The 17518-nt window shown below is 58.2% G+C and carries 16 protein-coding genes; 7 read left to right on the plus strand and 9 right to left on the minus strand.

Annotated elements, in window-relative coordinates; genetic code table 11:
- Positions 1-55: 55 nt before the first annotated feature.
- Together EU803_RS14995 and EU803_RS15000 are read right to left on the minus strand one after the other, a co-directional pair.
- Positions 56-460, minus strand: a complete 405-nt coding sequence (locus tag EU803_RS14995) for a hypothetical protein (RefSeq protein ID WP_129684299.1) — start codon at positions 458-460, stop codon at positions 56-58.
- 497 nt (positions 461-957) lie between these two features.
- The gene (locus tag EU803_RS15000) at positions 958-1620 is read right to left on the minus strand and encodes an autoinducer binding domain-containing protein (RefSeq protein ID WP_165352854.1); all 663 of its coding nucleotides are present in this window, start codon (positions 1618-1620) and stop codon (positions 958-960) included.
- A gap of 76 nt (positions 1621-1696) precedes the next feature.
- Between EU803_RS15000 and EU803_RS15005 the strand changes: the two genes are divergently transcribed.
- Positions 1697-2296, plus strand: a complete 600-nt coding sequence (locus EU803_RS15005; protein ID WP_165352855.1) for an acyl-homoserine-lactone synthase — start codon at positions 1697-1699, stop codon at positions 2294-2296.
- A gap of 531 nt (positions 2297-2827) precedes the next feature.
- On the opposite strand, the gene EU803_RS15010 is transcribed toward EU803_RS15005, so the two are convergent.
- Entirely contained in the window at positions 2828-3940 is a 1113-nt protein-coding gene (locus EU803_RS15010) for an IS110 family transposase (RefSeq protein ID WP_129684305.1), read from the minus strand.
- Between the two features lie 510 nt (positions 3941-4450).
- Between EU803_RS15010 and EU803_RS15015 the strand changes: the two genes are divergently transcribed.
- The 3 genes from EU803_RS15015 (at position 4451) to EU803_RS18620 (ending at position 7144) form a co-directional block, all read left to right on the plus strand.
- Positions 4451-6265: a ParB/RepB/Spo0J family partition protein gene (locus EU803_RS15015; RefSeq protein ID WP_165352856.1), complete on the plus strand. Its 1815-nt coding sequence runs from the start codon at positions 4451-4453 to the stop codon at positions 6263-6265.
- A 171-nt stretch (positions 6266-6436) separates the two neighbouring features.
- The gene (locus EU803_RS15020; protein WP_129684309.1) at positions 6437-6958 is read left to right on the plus strand and encodes a hypothetical protein; all 522 of its coding nucleotides are present in this window, start codon (positions 6437-6439) and stop codon (positions 6956-6958) included.
- A 24-nt stretch (positions 6959-6982) separates the two neighbouring features.
- Positions 6983-7144: a hypothetical protein gene (locus tag EU803_RS18620; RefSeq protein ID WP_165352857.1), complete on the plus strand. Its 162-nt coding sequence runs from the start codon at positions 6983-6985 to the stop codon at positions 7142-7144.
- Between the two features lie 331 nt (positions 7145-7475).
- Here EU803_RS18620 and EU803_RS15025 read toward each other — a convergent pair whose 3' ends face one another.
- The 5 genes from EU803_RS15025 to EU803_RS15045 are packed head-to-tail and all read right to left on the minus strand — an operon-like array spanning position 7476 to position 12158.
- Positions 7476-8150, minus strand: coding sequence for an ATP-binding cassette domain-containing protein (locus EU803_RS15025; RefSeq protein WP_129684311.1), 675 nt, complete (start codon positions 8148-8150; stop codon positions 7476-7478).
- Positions 8151-8903 carry an ABC transporter ATP-binding protein gene (locus tag EU803_RS15030; RefSeq protein ID WP_129684313.1) on the minus strand — a complete coding sequence of 251 codons (753 nt, stop codon included), beginning with the start codon at positions 8901-8903 and terminating at the stop codon, positions 8151-8153.
- On the minus strand, positions 8900-9865 hold the full coding sequence (locus EU803_RS15035) for a branched-chain amino acid ABC transporter permease (RefSeq protein ID WP_129684316.1): 966 nt from the start codon (positions 9863-9865) through the stop codon (positions 8900-8902). The genes EU803_RS15030 and EU803_RS15035 overlap by 4 nt, the downstream gene beginning before the upstream one ends.
- 9 nt (positions 9866-9874) lie before the next feature.
- A complete protein-coding gene (locus EU803_RS15040) occupies positions 9875-10780 on the minus strand; it encodes a branched-chain amino acid ABC transporter permease (protein ID WP_129684318.1) in 906 nt (301 codons plus the stop codon).
- Positions 10781-10835: 55 nt separating this feature from the next.
- Positions 10836-12158, minus strand: a complete 1323-nt coding sequence (locus EU803_RS15045) for an ABC transporter substrate-binding protein (protein ID WP_242494385.1) — start codon at positions 12156-12158, stop codon at positions 10836-10838.
- A 190-nt stretch (positions 12159-12348) separates the two neighbouring features.
- Here EU803_RS15045 and EU803_RS15050 point away from each other — a divergent pair, with 190 nt between their 5' ends.
- From EU803_RS15050 to EU803_RS15060, 3 genes are all read left to right on the plus strand, one after another.
- Entirely contained in the window at positions 12349-13842 is a 1494-nt protein-coding gene (locus tag EU803_RS15050) for a fumarate hydratase (protein ID WP_129684320.1), read from the plus strand.
- A gap of 117 nt (positions 13843-13959) precedes the next feature.
- Complete coding sequence (locus tag EU803_RS15055) at positions 13960-15513, plus strand: citrate lyase subunit alpha (RefSeq protein WP_129684323.1); 1554 nt, start codon at positions 13960-13962, stop codon at positions 15511-15513.
- Between the two features lie 13 nt (positions 15514-15526).
- A complete protein-coding gene (locus EU803_RS15060) occupies positions 15527-16351 on the plus strand; it encodes an aldolase/citrate lyase family protein (RefSeq protein WP_129684325.1) in 825 nt (274 codons plus the stop codon).
- A 16-nt stretch (positions 16352-16367) separates the two neighbouring features.
- On the opposite strand, the gene EU803_RS15065 is transcribed toward EU803_RS15060, so the two are convergent.
- A complete protein-coding gene (locus EU803_RS15065; RefSeq protein WP_207209214.1) occupies positions 16368-17471 on the minus strand; it encodes an NAD(P)-dependent alcohol dehydrogenase in 1104 nt (367 codons plus the stop codon).
- Between the last annotated feature and the right edge of the window lie 47 nt (positions 17472-17518).

Raw genomic sequence — 17518 nt, forward strand, 5'->3', positions numbered from 1 at the left:
CAATCAGAGACCCGGGCGCGCTCTGCAATTTCTCCTTCGGCCTCTTTGCCCAAAGTCAACCAATCCTGACCCATTTGTCCTCTGGGTGATCTTCTGGATTCTCCATCCAGACCAGCCGGTGCCGCCTTGGGTCGAGATCCTTACCATCTTCAATGAGGTTCTCTTCGGTCAAGGCGGGTACCACAAAGCCAAAGGCCCGATCATAAACTTGTAAGAGCTCATGATAGACCCCATCAATTGAAGCGGTCCTCTTCGGTTTGCCAACGCGCGCGAAGAAGATGTCATAAAACTCCCCGCTCTTGTCCCGAAAGAAGAAGCCGTAACAGAGCTTAGAGCTATTCGTGGATTTCAGTTTTCCACGCACGACAAGCGGGACAATTTCCCCCGCCCCTTCTCGCGTCGCCTTCATGGCCTGAACCCAGTCGATCGAGCGCCCGGTGAGTGTTGTGACGATTTCCACGGTTCATCCATTTGCTGTTTCCAGCAACATACCGGGTCTGCGTGTTTGTGCAACTTACCTAAAGTTCAGCTTCGTCGAAAATGATGAAACCTGGGCGAAAGGGAGCTGCGAAGAGCTCGACCTCAACGCTGGCCTCTCCAAGACTACGGGCCGACCCGATCTGCCGTCTTGGGGCATCGTCTGACAACTCAGTGACATAGTACGCAGGCGAATCGACTTTTGCAGCGCGGTCGCCGACACCCATTCTCAGACGACCCCCAATTGGGATCTCTGAAAGAACCATATAGAAACCACCACTGCTATGTCGCCGTACTAGTCCCACCTCGCAACCGCGATGACTTTCTCCCACTACGGCAACCGCCCCAACGTCAGCCCAATGCGGTATGACTTTCGCCTTGGCAGGTCGCTGATCCAGGTACATTGATGACATCTCCATTCAACCTTACGCTGTCGAAATGTCCGGACTCTCGCCCTTGGTCAATGTTCCTTTTCCGGCATTACCATTTTTGGCCACCAGAAAGTGCAACCAGCCCTCTATGAAGTGCGACGGCGACGGCATGTGTTCCGTTCCGCGCAGCCAGCTTCACTCGCGCCGACTCCAGTCTCTTCTTTATCGTGCCCTTTGAAACCCCGAGATTCTCTGCGGCTTCCTCATGGGTTTGGCCGGAGGCCAATGCACCAAGGACTTGAAGTTCGCGAAGCTCGAGTCCTCCGCTGGCAAACACTTCCGCTCTAACAGCTTCGAACAGTTCGGCCACCTCACCAATCTCTTTGTCCGTCAGCTCTCGGTCGCCGCGGGCCACTGAAATAAACGACTTCCGATTCGCAGCTCGCTCATCTCTGACTACTACCATAGCGCCGAATCTTAGCCCTATTTCCGCTGCTCGAGTCATAACCCTCGTAGCCGTCGCTTCACGACCAAGCATACTGATCTCGGACCATCGTACCGCGCCAGTATTCAGTGCGATCCAAGCCAGCATTGGGTCGAACAACGCGTACCGGTTCTTTGTATATGTCTCGGTCCACTCCTCCGGAAACCCCGAGTGGTAGAGTTCCGGAAACATATTTCTGAGGTTCAACGCAATCACGAAGCCCGCCGGAGCTAGATCTTCCAGTCTCCGCTCAACAAGTGTCCACTGGGGTACCAACGTTTCTAGCATCTGCTTACCCATTACCAAAAAGACTAACCGCGACTAAAAAACATGTCGTTCAATGCCGCAAGTGCTATCAGGCGCCATGAACCAACATACGCGCTTTCAGACCATGCAAATTTCTGTACTTCGCTTGCCTCACGATGCGTACCGCTGGAACCTTGCGGTCGAATATCTCAAGCTACGAACTCGCGTGTTCATTGAGCATATGGGCTGGGATCTCTCTTCTGCCGAAGAAATGGAGTTTGAGCAGTACGACCAACTCGGTCGAGCGGCCTATATTGTGGCCCATGAGGGTGAAGTTGTCCTGGGCGGTGCGCGTCTCTTGCGTTGTGATCACTCTCTCGGTGGGCGTTCTGAAACCGTTTCCTATATGATCCGCGATGCCCATCTGGGGCGGATCGACTTGCCCACCGAAATGTGCTGGGCTGAACCAACTACGGCACCAACCAGTTGGGAACTCACCCGTCTCGTCTCGGTCGATCGAGACCCAGCTACCGCACGCTCCATACTTAACGCTGCGAACGCATATATTAAGTCCCAGGGCGGCAATGAATGTCTCTTCCTAGGTCCTCCGGCCTTCATGCGCATGGCGCGCAGTTTCGGCTATAAGCCGCAGGCCCTTGGCCCGATTGTGGGGAATCAGGACGGACGGTTTCTCGCTTTTTCTTGCAGGGTCATTTGATCTCTTGGGCTAGCGTGAACCGGCTTATCGGCGCCGGTTCGAGATAGTACGGTCAAAGCCCCGCCGCTCCGCTCTTAGGGCTTTGGCTCTTTTTTCCTCCATTTGTCCGCCTGCCATCCGGCTCCGCCCATGTAAATCGGCAAGCGCCGCTGCGCGTCGGCTCCCGTGGGCCGTGTCCTCGCGACTGCGTCACTGCGGGCCGCTCCACCCCACGTCCGCCCAATTGACATCGTCGGTTCCGGTCGCAGGTCGGGCTGCGCCCTTCCATGTCTATTGTCAACAGCACTGCGCAAGTGACATTGCCCCATCGTGTTGATGAGGGGATGTCTGCCTTCAAATTGGGTGGATCGGGCTGGGAGAACAGTTTGGATGGCGACGGTCTATCAGTCTTCCATTCGCGGATCGGAACCGCATGAACGTGCTTCGTCGCGGGCCTTTCTCGTACTCACTCGCGGGCGTCGGCAGATCCTGCCCAAAGGGCGAAGCGAGAGTTACCCTAACCGCTGGTTCTTCCCAGCCCAATCCGCGGCCTTAGTCGATACTTGGCCGCATCTCTTGTCCAAGCGCCCACACAAAACCTGCCAGTTCTCGCGCAATTGCTGCGACAACGACGGTGGATTTCTTTCCTCTGGCATGGAGTGTGCGGTAACGAGTGCAGAGACGTTCCTGGGCGCGCCAAGCAGTATCGCGGACGCATTTTGGCTGTGTCTCGATAAAGCGGGCCTTGTGCTGGGCCACTTTGGCCGGGTAACGGTAGCTCCAGGCGGCTTCGATCAGCATCCTTCGCGCCTCGCGGTTTCCTGTCTTGGTAATTGCCCCACGGCGAATGGTGCCTCTACTGGAGTATTCCGATGGCGTAAGCCCTAGGAAACTCATTAGTTGCCGAGGGCTGTCAAAGCGCCCAATATCACCGATGTTTGCAACGAGTGTCGCGGCGGACACCAGGTCAAGGCCGCGAAAGCATCTCAGCCCGTAGACGAATTCTCCCAGCGACCAGTCTGGAATCAATTCCTCAATGCGCCGAACCATGGCGTCCCGCCGCTCTGCCGCCGTCCAGACCGTTTGAATATAATCCTGAAAGACGATTTGTTGAGCCGGTTCGTCGAAACTCTGATCACCCAGCCATCGGCTGTGGATCTGCGTCCATGGTTTACGGTTGGGCGTGTAATGTCGACCGTGCCTGAGAAGAAACGCTGATAGTTGATGTCTTGCGGCTGTGAGTTGTTTCACAGCGTCTAGCCGTGCGCGTATCAGATCGCGCATAGCTTCATGGCGACTGTCGGGCACCCAAACAGGAGTCAATTCGCCGGCCCTGTGCAACACAGCTAATCTTTGCGCATCTCGCCTATCAGTCTTGACGCGGTCGCCGGGAGCCACGGCGATCTTTGACGGTGCGACCACACTGCATTCATGCCCCGCCCCTGTGAGCTGCCGATAGATGCCGTAACCGCAGGGTCCAGCTTCATAGCAGAAATCCAATACACGATCCCGCTTTGCCAATCGTCGCATCAGGTTCTCCATGGCAACCGGTGTATTTTCAACGTCCCCAAGAAAGCGCACCCCGCCAGTACGCCCATCTTCGGCTAATCCGACAGACACGTTGCGTTTGTGAACATCCAAGCCAACAAACAGTTTTTGCTCCATTCCTCACCCTCCTCGTTTTGCTGCCAGGTTCGATGGCATCAGCATAGCTCCGGCTCGCGCGAAACAGAGGCCTTCGTCCTTTTCAGTGCTTGAAGGGTTTCTGCCGGATCCCGTGGATCCGATCCCACTCCCAGCAGCTTGGGGTTCGGACCAGCCGAACGCCGCTTCGCTGCGTCAGGGGGAAGACGCCGCCTTCCCCCTCGGGCAACCCCATTAGACAGCACCGTGTCCTCGGCTTCGCCTGCGGGCCGCACCATTGCTATCGAATGGCATTGCCTCGCCCCCATCCGCGTTCGCCACGTGGCAGGTTTCCGAGACGAGGCCCTCACGGGCTCCGCTCAGAAACCACCAACAACGGTTGGGTAGCAGCGGATGACAAAAGACATACGTACTCACCTGCTCTGCCCAGCCGAAAAGCACGGGGCTTTTCGACTGACAGATCAGTTGAGGCCCAGCCACTGGCGGAAGGTCGGGGACATCGGCCACCGCTTCACAAGAAGGACATCTCCAATGAACCACCAAGCTATCACGTCCACCCTCGACGAAGTTCCCTTCGCCGATCTCTTCCTCTCTCCGCTCAATCCGCGCACGGTTGTCTTGGACGCCGAGATCGAGACCCTCGCGGCCAACATCAAGGAATACGGGCTGATCCAGAACCTTGCCGGGCTGCGCGAGGAGGACGGCAAGGTTGGTATCGTGGCGGGCGGGCGTCGGTTTCGGGCCTTGGCGCTCCTGCAAGACGATCCCCGTTTCCAGACCGTGACCGTCCGCATCGCACCGGATGAAGAAACCGCCCGGACCTGGGCCGCATCGGAGAACCACCTGCGCGAACAGCCCCACCCCGCCGACGAAATCCGGGAGTTTGGCGTAATGGCGCAGGCAGGCGCAAACGTTGCCGCAATCGGGATCGCTTTCGGCGTATCCGAGGCGCATGTCTATCGTCGGCTCAAACTGGCTGACCTCCCTGCCCCGGTTCTGGACGCCCTGAAATCCAACGACATCAGCCTCAATGCCGCCGCCGCATTCACAATCTCGACCGATGCAAAGCTGACGTTGGAAGTCCTCGAGGCAATTCGCGGGCAATCCTACTCCGAAAACCGGATCAAGCAGATGCTCAAGCCGGATGCGATCCGCGACAGTGATCGGCGGGCTGTCTTCGTTGGCAAGGACGCCTATGAAGCCGCTGGCGGGACGCTGACCACCGACCTCTTTGCCGACACGACATTCTTCGATGATCTGGCGCTGCTGGAAGACCTGTTCGCGGCCAAGCTTTCGGACGTTGCCGACGCCATGAAGGCCGCTGGCTGGCGTTGGGCCGAGACCTTCCCGTCCGCTTATGTCGGGTGGCATGAGATCGACGGTCGCAAGATCGACCGCATCTATCCTGTGAAGGGTGTTTTGTCTGAAGATGAAGCGGAACGCTATGACGATCTCTCGGAACGTGACGACGAGGATGGCCTCAACGAAGCCGAAGCGGCTGAACTCGCCGCATTGCAGGACTTCTTGGATGGCGACTGGAGCGACGATCAGAAGGCAGTGGCCGGGGTCTTTGTCTATGTCGATCAAAGCGGCGATCTCCGGACGAGCGAAGGGCTGGTCCTGCCCGAGGATCGGGTCGAGGCCATTGCTTCCGGTGTTCTTCGGGGTCGGGCAGAAGCTGGCGGTGCCGCACCCAAATCCCCGATTTCCCAGAAGCTGCGCGACGATCTGGACCGGGTCGCGCGCGGTGCCCGCCATCATGCGATCCTGCGCGATCCGGATATCCTGTTGGACCTGTTGGCTTACCAGTTGAGCCACAATCTCAATTGGCAGAACCCTCTGGGGATTTCGACGACCGAGGTTCCGAACTGGCCCAGCACCGAGGCAGAGGGCTACAATCTGGACCCGCGCCTGTCCACCGAGCCGCCGCGTGACATGCATGGCAAGGACCTTGCGAAGTCGTTCCGGGCGTTTCGGAGCAAGGGGGCCGACCATAGCCGGGGCGAACTGACCCGTTTCCTTGCGGCTCACTATCGCGGCGGCGACGAAAAGCTATCCGCCATGATCGCCAAGGAAGTTCAGCCGGACGTCCGTGAGGTCTGGACGCCGACCGCAGCCAACTTCTTTAGCCGTGTCAGCGGCCCCTACCTTGTTGACCTGTGGCGCGACCTTCTGGAGCTGGCCGAGGACCATCCGACGGTCACGACCTTTGCAAAGCTGAAGAAGGCCGACAAGGCAGCCAAGCTGGAAGCGCTCTTCTCGGATGCCGATACCCGCTCTGCCCTTGGATTGACCGAAGCGCAAGTTGCTCGGATTGATGGTTGGCTGCCGGAAGGCATGTCCTGAGACACAGGCGGGGCCTTTCGGCCCCGCCTCACGGAATGACCGAAGGCTGTCGGTGGCGGATTACTCTTGGCGCCGACTGCTTTGCCCACCATTTGTCATTTTCCCCTCTGCAAACGGATTCCGCACATGTCATACCTGTCCCCCAATCGTTCAACTTCTGGACCTCATGGAATGTCGCTCACCACTGCAAAACCCTCGTCAGTTTGGAACAAGGTCCAACTGCTGCTCGGTTTTCACCGAGCCCCCGACGGCAGCCGCCGCGCGACCCCGAAGGTCTGGCCGCCGAAGGACAGTCGGGCCAGCATACATGCCGACCCGGAAGAGCAGGAAACCTTCGCAGTTGTGGAAGCAGCCAAGGGCGCGGACGGTCGAGACGTTCAGGTCAAGTTTCGGCGGGATATGATTGTGCTGACACGCGAGCCCGGACCGGCCTGGGAGGGTCTGGTCATCTCCGACGATACTGTCCGCATCCGCGCCCGTGATCGGTGGATCAAGATCGGACCTGACGGCTCTGTTCGGGTCGATCACGACCAAGTCGCTACATTTGTTGAACCCGATGGCGCCGTCATCAAGACCGGCCCGACCGCAACCTCCGTTATGTCACCAGACGGAGCGGAAGTTTCCCGTCGCAACCCCGACGGTTTCTGTGCGATCGGCCCTCATGGGGTCGTCGCCCGCCCCACCCTTTCGTAGACTATCCGTTTACCAGGAGTTCTCATGCCAATCGACCTTGACCCCGACGCAGTTGACGATCCCCAGCATTTCAGCCCTTTCGGCATTCCGGCGGCAATGATGGATCTACTCTTTGGCGAGTTGGACGAAGCTGGTGAGGTAGACTCTCCTTGCGCAAACCAGACTGGCGAAGAAATGACGAAATGAACCCCAACTTGTCTAGCCTTTTGGCAGTGGCCCGAAAGCAGAGTTCGGAGAAAATTCCTTGGATGACTAGAACGTTTCCGGTTTGATGCCTGGAAAACTCAAACCGATTTGGATGACTTTACAGACGCCCGCCCACTGACTGCATGAATTACAAACAGTCTTTTGCGCCCTTCAAAAAAGGCGGTGCCGACATCATCAGCACCGCCAGAGGATCCTCCACAGGGTGGTTGTGGAGGACAAACCCGACATGGAAACTCTAGGTTGGAAAGAAGCGTCGATGAGAACTCATGTAAATCAATCCTGTCCGTGGTCGTCGTGATTTATTTCGCTGTTAGCCTGTTGTGATGTGGCTACGGGCTTCCCGGATTTCGCCCCGTTCAATGACCAACGTCCTCTCGGCAAACTTTCTAAGCAGGTCGGGGTTTGATTCCGTGATGATTAGAGTAACTTCACGATCTCTATTCCGAAGTTTTCTCAGTGCATCGGCATATTTATGTGCCAGCGCGGGCGCCAATCCTTGAAATGGTTCGTCAAGCATTATCAGCTTGGATCCGATGACAAGCGCGCGGCCCAAGGCGACCATCTTGCCTTGCCCGCCGGACACTGCCCCAGCAGGACGTTTTGCCATCTCTTTGAGTTCCGGCAGAATCTCGTAGACGCGCTCCATCTTGGCGGCGAGGTCTGCGTCTGAATAGCCTGCGACTTGCCCCGGCATCTTGATGTTCTCTTCGACCGTGAAGCCGGAGAACAGGCGACGATCCTCAGCGGCATACCCGATGCCCAGTCCCGGCCGCCGCGAAGGTGCCACTTTGGATAGGACGGCGCCGTCGAACTCGATTTGACCCGTCATTTCTGTCAAACCCATGATCGTGCGCAGCGTCGTCGTCTTGCCTGCGCCGTTGGCGCCGATTAATGCGACAGTCGATGATTTCTCGATCTTCAAATCGACGTTGCGGAGAATACGGACGCCGCCAAGGCGCACCGTTACGTCTTTCAATGTGAGCATTTAAAGCTCCTCCCCAATCACGTCACGGATCACGTCCGGGTGCTTCAGGATATCATCGGGCGCGCCCCGGAACAGAACCTGACCACGGTTCCAGACTGCGACCTCATCAGCGAACCGTTCAACGATGCCCATGTCGTGCTCGACGAAGACGGCCGTCACCTTCGATTCCTGCAATGCTCCAGAGATAATTTCGAGAACCTCGAACTTCTCCGACGACGCCACGCCAGACGTCGGTTCGTCCATGAACAAGAGCCGCGGCTTCAGGGCAAGGGCAAGGGCGATGTCGATCAGCTTGCGTTGCCCTTCAGGGAGTTCCGAGACCAATCGGTCGGCCAGATGAGCGCATTTGATCATCTCGAGCATATGCACCATCTCTCCGCGCTGTGCGATCCGATCAATGCGGGTCAGGGGTGCCCAGTTTCGGGCCTGTGCGGCCCCGGCCATCAGCATATTTTCAAGCACCGTATGCTCGGTAAACAGCTGCGGAATCTGGAAAGCGCGTGCGACGCCCTTTCGGACGAGTTTGCGCGGCGCGATCCCCGTTACGTCCTCTCCGTCGAAGAAGATCTTGCCTGCGTGCGGCTTTAGATAGCCGGTGCACATGTTCAAGAATGTGGTCTTGCCCGCCCCGTTGGGCCCGATAATGGCAAGGTTTTTGTGCTCCATGATCTCGATATTGATCCCGGAAGCGGCGATCACGCCGCCGAAGCGGATCTCGAGGTCCTTGGCTTGCAAAAGAACGGTCTCGCTCATTGGCCTGCCTCCTCTTTCTCGGATCGGCCGTTGCCAAGCCTTTGCGACAGGCCGACTATGCCGTTGGGGGCGAAGAGGATCACCACGAGAAGCACCGTGCCGAGGACCAGCTGCCAGATGTCGGCGGCAAAGGCGGCGGCGTAATTCTTGACAAATTCATAGGCCAGGGCTCCGACCAGCGCGCCGTTCACCGACCCCGCTCCGCCCAGAATAGCGATGAACACAAACTCGCCCGACCGGATCCACCACGCATATTCCGGCGTGACGATCCCCTGCGCGGTCGCCATCAGCGCACCGCCGAGGCCGCAGAGCGCGGCGGACAGCACATAGCCGGCCAGCAGCACCCTACGCGACGAGACGCCAAGGTATTCGAGACGGACTTCGTTCGTCTTGATGGCCCGCATCATTTGTCCGAGAGGAGAGGTGAGGAAGCGATGGGTCAGGGCCAACGCGCCAAGCACGAGCAACAGCGCCCCATAGAAAAGGATCCATTCGAATTCGGCACGTTCCAGCGCCATCCCAAGCACAGTCGGGCGCGGCACGCTTAGGCCGTCGGATCCGCCGGTGATGTAGTAGAATTTCTCTAGAAAGGAATAGAAGATCATCGACGCTGCGAGGTTGAGCATCCCGAAGAAGATGTGGCGATAGCGCACGATAAAAAGACCGACGATCAGTGCCACGGCCGATGCGGCGACCACGCCAAGGACCAAGTTCAGGAGGATCTCGCCGCCTCCCATGGACCGCCCAAGAAAGGCCGCCCCATAGGCCGCGATCGCGAAAAACAGCGCATGGCCAAAGGACACCTGCCCCGCCTGCAACAGAACAATTACCCCGAGGACCGCCAGCGATTTGGCCAGCGCAAGAGTGAGCAGCACTTGAGTAGAGGGCGCTACGATCGGAGCGACAATTAGAAGCGCCACGATGAACACGAGCAACCAGCGCTTTGAGAGGATTGAAGTCATTTATGCCTCCTAAATCTTGCGCGCTTCGATGCCGCCGAACAGACCCTGGGGCCGGACCAGAAGAACACCGAACATGATCAGGTAAGGAACGAGGACCTGCATCTCTGGCCATACATAGACGGCAAAGCTGCGACCCAGACCGATCATCAGGGCGGTGATGGCCGCGCCTTCGATTTGCCCCAATCCGGCGGTCGCGACGACGGCAAAGGAAAGCACGATCATGTCGGCCCCCATGCCCGGTACGACCGAGGTCGTCGCCGAGGCCAAAGCGCCGCCAAGCGCGGCCAGCGAGGCACCTACGATGAAGGTGATCAGGTAGACCTTTTCGGCGTCGATCCCGATCGTGATCGCGGCTTCACGGTCCTCGGTCACGGCGGTGATCAGGCGTCCGGTCAATGTGCGACGCAGACCGAGTCTGAGACCGACGAGTACGAGGACCGCTACCACCGGGAGGAAAATGAGCTGGTATGCCGTGTATGTGATGCCGAACACCGTCACGGTCCCAAGCTGGTTGAGCGCTGTCGCTTCGAACAGCGGCTGAACGCCCCAGACGAGACGCTGGAAGTCTTCGAGGATAAGGAAGACGGCAAAGGTCACTAAGATCTGCAGCACATCTTCGAGATGGTAGATGCGGCTTAGCAGGAATTTCTCGATCGGGCCTCCGATGAGGGTGCCAACCAGCACGGCGGCCACGATCATCAGCGGAAAAGCCAGCCAGGGTGAAAATCCAGCGGCAAAGATGGCGCCGCCAACCGAAGCCGTCGTATAAGCACCAATCGCGTAGAACGACCCATGCGCCACGTTCAGAACCCGCAACACGCCGAAGATCAGCGTCAGGCCGACAGCCACAAGAAAGACAAGCGCTGCATATGAGACACCGTCGACGATGGCCAAAGCAAAGAGTTGCACGTTCATGGTTCCTCCTCCGGTACACCCCGGCGTGCCGGCTTGGCACACCGGGGCAACTGGCTTAGTTGTTGTGCTGGAACGTATCGACCGGCACGCTGTCGATAAAGGCCGGTGTCAGGGTCTGAAGCCATTCCGACGACACCTGGTCAACGGGCGTGGTGATCGGTTCGCCATCGAACATCATCATGTTGTCCAGCAAAGCGAAATCGTAACCGTCCACGCGGATAGTCGTGCCCAGAAGCTGGTCTTCGACGCCCTGATGGTCCTCACGGATCGTGACCTCGCGCCCAAGCCCGGCGAAGGTCAGCCCCTCCAAGGCATCGATGACCTGTTCGTCGGAAGGCCACTCGCCGCCATTGTCGGCGATCGCTTTTTCATACGCGCCTTTCAGAGCCGCGAGGGCCTGACTGACATGGAACACAGGGTAGGTCGGAACGTCGCCGGTCTTTTCCGTGAACGCATCAACGAATGCGACGAAGGCCGGATCGTTGATCTTTTCCGGGTGCAGGAAGTAATGATCGCCCCGCGCACCGACGATATGGCCCGCCGGCAATGCGTCGCCCAGGCGCTCCAGCGAGCTCTCGCCCAGCGGAAGAACCAGAGTCGACGTGTTTGTCAGACCGCGCTGCGATGCCTGGCGAACGAAGGTATCGAGGTCACCACCCCAAGAGGTCGACAAGATGACATCGGGGCGCAGCGCCTGAAGGCGCGAGATCTCGGTCGAGAAGTCGGGAGAGCCGAATTTCGGGAAGAACTCGGCAACCACCTGCGCGTCGGGCTTCAGTTGCTGGAGAGCCGCCGAGAAGATGGCCCAGCTGTCACGGCCCCAAGCATAGTCCTGGTTAACCACGGCAATTGTTTTGAAGTCCGGCTTCGTCCTGAGAAGGTACAGGAGCGTAGACAGCATTTCCGGCGTCGCATTCGCTTGGGTCCGGAAGCTGTACCGGAAGTCGTTTTCCTCGAAGATGGTCTGCGTGCCGCAATCCCACATGATGTTGAGAACCTTGAGGTCCTCGGCCAGCGGGCCGATCTTGGTGCAGTTGCCCGACGAAATCGAGGCGAACATCGCATCCACGCCTTCGCTTTCGACAAGGCGACGGTATTCGGACAGTAGGGCTTCGCCACCGGCACCTTCATCGATGAAGGTCGCTGAAACTGGTACGCCGCCAATACCACCGTTTGCGTTCATGTCTGCGATGATCATCTCAGCTGCAGCCTTGGCAGGCTCCCCAAAGACCGACGCCGGGCCCGAAAGAAAAGCCGTGATACCGATCTTGACCTCGGCGGGCGTCTCTTCGGCAAATGCGGCTGTCGTGAGAAAGGCAAGAGCTGTGGTCGTGTTCAGAATAGTCTTGAGCATTGATTTTCCTCCGTAAGGGCACAATCCAACTGCTCCACCCAGCGGATATGGCCTGATGCAAGGCTATCCTTTGCACAGATTTCCCCCCCTAGGCAGGGATCAGTAACTTCGCTGGGTATAGATTTTTCCTAAGGCGAGCCTCGCGAGGCCACCTGCCAGTTGCCACATCGGTTTCTTCCCACCATCATCCTCGCAAGAAGCTGGAGTGCGCCAAATGGCAACAGTCACGATCCTTGGTCAGGATATTGCAGAGACGATCCGGGCGGCGCTGCAGTACATTGCAGTGTACCATACTCCTGACTACCTGAAGCAACTGACCTTCGCTTACGAGAAAGAGGAAAGTCAGGCCGCGCGTTCAGCAATCGGGCAAATATTGGAAAGCTCACGCCTTGCGGCTTTAGGAAACAGGCCCATGTGCCAAGACACCGGCATGGTGACGGTCTTTGCGAAAATCGGCCAGTCAGTCGTTATCGAGGGCGACAAAACCCTTTCCGAATACGTGAACGACGGTGTCCGGCAGGCTTATCTTGACGAAGGAAACCCTTTGCGGGCCTCGATGGTTGGAGACCCAATTTTTGAGCGCAAAAACACGCGAGACAATACGCCGGCAGTGACTCATGTTGAGACCTGTGTAGGCAACACACTCGAACTGTTGGTTGCGGCCAAAGGTGGCGGATCGGAAAACAAAGCGCGCTACACGATGTTAAACCCTGCCGCGTCGGTTGCGGATTGGGTGGTCGAAACGGTTGCGGGTCTCGGCGCGGGGTGGTGCCCGCCCGGCTTGATCGGAGTCGGCGTGGGCGGCAGCGCTGAAAAGGCGATGTTGCTGGCCAAGCGTGCGCTCATGGACGAGATCGACATCGGCGAACTGCAGAAACGCGGCCCGTCGTCGAAGGAGGAAGAGCTTCGCCTCGAACTGTACGAGCGGATCAACGCGCTTGGAATTGGGGCGCAGGGTCTTGGTGGCTTGACCACGGTGGTCGATGTCAAGTTGGCCACCTATCCGACCCACGCCGCTTCGAAGCCCGTAGCCCTGATGCCGCAATGCGCCGCAAACCGTCATGCAAAAGTGACCTTGCGCGGGGATGGCCCGGCCTACCTCGATCCGCCTGATCTCGAAGCTTGGCCGAAGATCGATGGCTCAAAAGGTACAGATGGTATGCTGCCCGTCGACGTCGACACCCTGACCCAGGAAGCAATGCGGAACTGGAAACCCGGTGACCGCCTCTTGTTGAGCGGCAAGATACTGACCGGGCGCGACGCAGCGCACAAACGTATCGCGGACATGCTGGCAAACGGCGAGCCCCTGCCCTTCTCGCTCAAGAACCGGGTCATCTACTATGTTGGGCCCGTCGACCCTGTCGGGGACGAAGTGGTCGGCCCGGCGGGCCCAACGACTTCGACCAGGATGGATGGCTACACGCAAATGATGCTCGATCAAGGTGTCTTGAGCATGATCGGGAAGGCTGAGCGTGGACCCGACAGCGTCCATCGGATCGCCAAAGCTGGCGCGACCTACCTGATCGCCGTCGGGGGCGCGGCCGTTTTGGTCGCCAAAGCTATTACCAGCGCGCGGCTTGTCGCCTTTGAAGATCTCGGCATGGAAGCGGTTCGGGAGTTCGAGGTCAAGAACATGCCGGTCACGGTCGCTGTCGATGTCTCCGGACAGAGCATTCATAAACTTGGTCCCGCGCAATGGCGCAGATGAGGCACTGACCCAGCAAGTAGGGAACTCGTTTAGCCTATAACCCTCATACACTTTGCCGACTGTTTCAACGGTCAGCCTAGGTCTATGTCGTGATCAAACCTCGATATGTGAAGATCCATGAAAACTTACGCGGCAATTTCTCCCGAAACAGTGTCTCCAGAACATTTGGCTCGACTAATGAGTGTTAAGGGAGGCATCCGCACCCCACTTGGCGTTGTGCCGACGATCCTGGAATCCAGTCTGGTTCCCAGACAGATTGCGCCAAAACCGCACGTTGAAAACTCGGAAAAAATATTGCGCACCCTTGACGAAGTTTTTGAATGTTTCTCGATTTCGGATGGGCAGACACTGTCGTTCCACCACCATTACCGAAACGGAGATCGTTTGATCAATGAAGTGTTGATGACGGCGCAGCGACTCGGTATTTGCGATTTGACGATTGCCCCCAGTTCCATATTCCCTGTTCATGCAGACTTGGTGCCCCTCATCCAGGACGGCACGATAACGAACATCATCACCGACTACATGCGAGGTCCCGTCGCGGACTCCGTTGCGGCAGGCGAACTCAAAGGCTCCTGCCTACTTCAGAGCCACGGCGGGCGCGCGCGCGCGATTGCAAGCGGTCAGCTCCAGATTGACGTCGCCTTTGTCGCAGCGCCTCTGGCATCTTTTAGCGGCGACACCACGGGCCGTGGTGGTCGTATGGCATGCGGGCCGCTTGGCTATCCCGCAGTGGACGCTGCCTACGCCGCACATACGGTCGTCGTCACGGATGAGTTGACGACTGGCGCATTGGGCAAAGTCGATGTTCCCGGCCACTATGTCGACGCCGTCGTGCAGATGGACAAACCTGGCTTGACGGACGGAATTCAGTCCGGGGCGACCGTACCTTCGTTGACCGAGAGTGCCCGCCAAATCGGCTCGATGGTTGCCGCTTGCATCGAGGCCGCTGGATTGTTGCGGTCCGGCATGTCTTTGCAAAGCGGGGCAGGAGGATATTCTTTGGGTGCAGTGGCCTCCATTGGCGCCCGAATGCAGGAAATGGGCGTGCAGGGCAGCTTCATGTCGGGGGGCATCACCGCCTCTCATGTCAAGATGCTGGAAACCGGCCTCTTTGCCGATATTCTAGATGTTCAGTGCTTTGACCTCGAAGCGGTTCGTTCCTCGATAGCGAACGACGCCCATCACATGATGACGGCTGCCGAGTATGCCAGCCCCATTCAAGACGGGGCTGTTGTCGATGAACTCGACATCATGCTCCTTGGCGCTGTCGAAGTGGACGAGCGTTTCAATGTGAATGTCGTTCTAGGCGGAAATGGTCGTGTACTGGGCGGGCCAGGCGGACACCCTGATACGGCTGCCGGAGCCAAGTTGCGGATCGTTACCACCGAGCTTACGGGCGGCGGCTACGCCAAGCTCGTTCCCGAGGTGCAAAGCGTTTCGACTCCGGGGTGGGAAGTCGATCTGATCGTGACTGACCAAGGGATCGCGGTGAACCCGTTGCGCGGGGACTTACAGGATCGGCTCGTGGCGGCTGGCCTTCCCGTGCGCCCCTTTGCCGAGCTTTGTGATATGGCGGCTGCGCAAGCAACCAAGCAGCCTCATAGGGTGGGTTGTGCTCCTACCGTCTGGATCGAGGCGAGGGACGGCCGCATCCTGGATTTCATCTAGATAGAGGTTTGACATGCAGAGCATCCTTTTTGTCCCCGCGGATCGCGAGAAGCTGTTCGCCAAAGCCGCCGCCGGGGCTGCGTCGGTCGTGTGTCTCGATCTTGAAGACGGGGTCGCGGCCTCGGCCAAGGATCTGGCGCGCGCACAGTTTGCCGAGGGCGTCGCGACACTCAAAGCCGCTGGCAAGAAGATTGCTCTGCGCCTGAATGCCGACCTCGATCAAATCAGTTTTGATTTAGCTGTGTTCACAGCTGATGTTGATTATGTCGTGGTCCCGAAGGCAGGGTCTTATCAAATCCTGTCGGACATCTCGAACGCGCTTTTCAACAAAACCGGCAAGGTGATCGAAATCATCGCCCTGATCGAAAACGCAACCGGTCTGCATGATCTTGAAATGGCGGGGCGCTTGCCCGCGTCGGTCAAGGCGCTCGCGATTGGCACCGAAGATTTCGCCGCGGATCTTGGTGTCAATCCGGCCTCGCCCGTGATCGCCGAGGCCTTCAACCGGATGGCAATGCTTGCGGCACGGTGCGGGGTTGCGCTGCTTGGCTATCCAGGTTCCATTGCGGAAATCAAGGATATCGACGCCTTTGCCGAGACCGCGCGTCGCGGGAAAACCGTTGGCGCAATCGGTGGCTTTGCGATTCATCCCGCTCAGGTTGATGTGCTCAACGATATTTTCTCGCTCTCGCCCGAAGAAGTGGCCGCGGCCACGCGCATCGTGGACGCCTTCGAAGCTGCACTTGAAAATGGTCAAGGCGCCATCAGTTTGGACGGTCGGATGATCGACATGCCGGTCTATCTGGCAGCGAAGAAAAAACTGTCGCTCCGAGGCTGATCGACTGCAACGGTCGCTAGAAACGCAAAACGGGCTTCACAGCGCTGCCGTCCATTGACGCATCAATGGCCAAGTTGATCTTTTCGAACGGGAAATAGGTGACCAGTTTGTCGATGGGAAACTGCCCCAGCCTATATAGTTCGATCAGCTTTGGAATGAAAACAGACGGAACGGACTCGCCTTCAATAACGCCTTGGATCGTTTGACCTGCCATGAGGATCGGGTTGGCTTGAAGCTCAAGTTCAACGCCCGGAGCTGCAGAAATGAGCGCGAAATGGCCCCGTTTACCCAGATGCCCCATCGCAGCTTTGATCAAGGCCATGTTGCCGGTCGTGTCGACGATATAGTCAAACCCACGGGGCGCAATGGCGCTCAATGCACCGCGATCCGTGTCGGTGCCGGTACTTTGATGGACATCCGTCGCGCCAAGCTCCTTGGCCAGATCGAGACGTTGGGCGTGCAAATCGACGGCTGTGATCTGTGTCGCGCCACAAACCTTAGCAGCCATCACTGAACTCAGGCCCACCGCCCCTGCACCGAAAACAGCGACACTGCTGCCCGGTCGCACCTTTTGGGCGTTCATGACGGTTCCTGCCCCCGTCATGATGCCGCATCCCAAAGGGCATGCCAAATCAAGAGGGATGTCCTTGGATACCTTCACCGCATTACGCGGCGAGCAAACGACATGGCCTGCGAAGGACGATTGGCCGAAAAAGTGACTTTTGACGGGGGTCGGCCCGCAATATGCCGATGAGCCATCAGGACGGCAGCACTCAAAGTTTCGCGACAAAAATTCGTCGCAGTAGCCGGGATATCCATCGGAACAATTCTCGCAATGGCCGCAATGCGCATAGGAAAGGACGACGTGATCGCCCGCTGCATGGGTGCTGACATCCGACCCCACGGCTTCGACGACGCCAGCCCCTTCGTGTCCCAGAACCGCTGGCAAACCCGCCGGCAACTCGCCTGAAATCATCGCAATATCGGTGTGGCAAATTCCGGTGGCAACAAGCCTGACCCGAATTTCGTCCGAACGGGGAGCAGCCACGTCAAGCTCCATCAGTTCAAGCGGATGATTGAACTGCGTCAACACGGCCGCACGCGAAGTAATGGATGCCATCGGTGTCTCCTATTGACTCTTTCGGCGCACGAACATCGAGGGTGGGC

The sequence above is a fragment of the Loktanella sp. IMCC34160 genome, from assembly GCF_004145845.1.
Classification (GTDB): Bacteria; Pseudomonadota; Alphaproteobacteria; order Rhodobacterales; family Rhodobacteraceae; genus SELP01.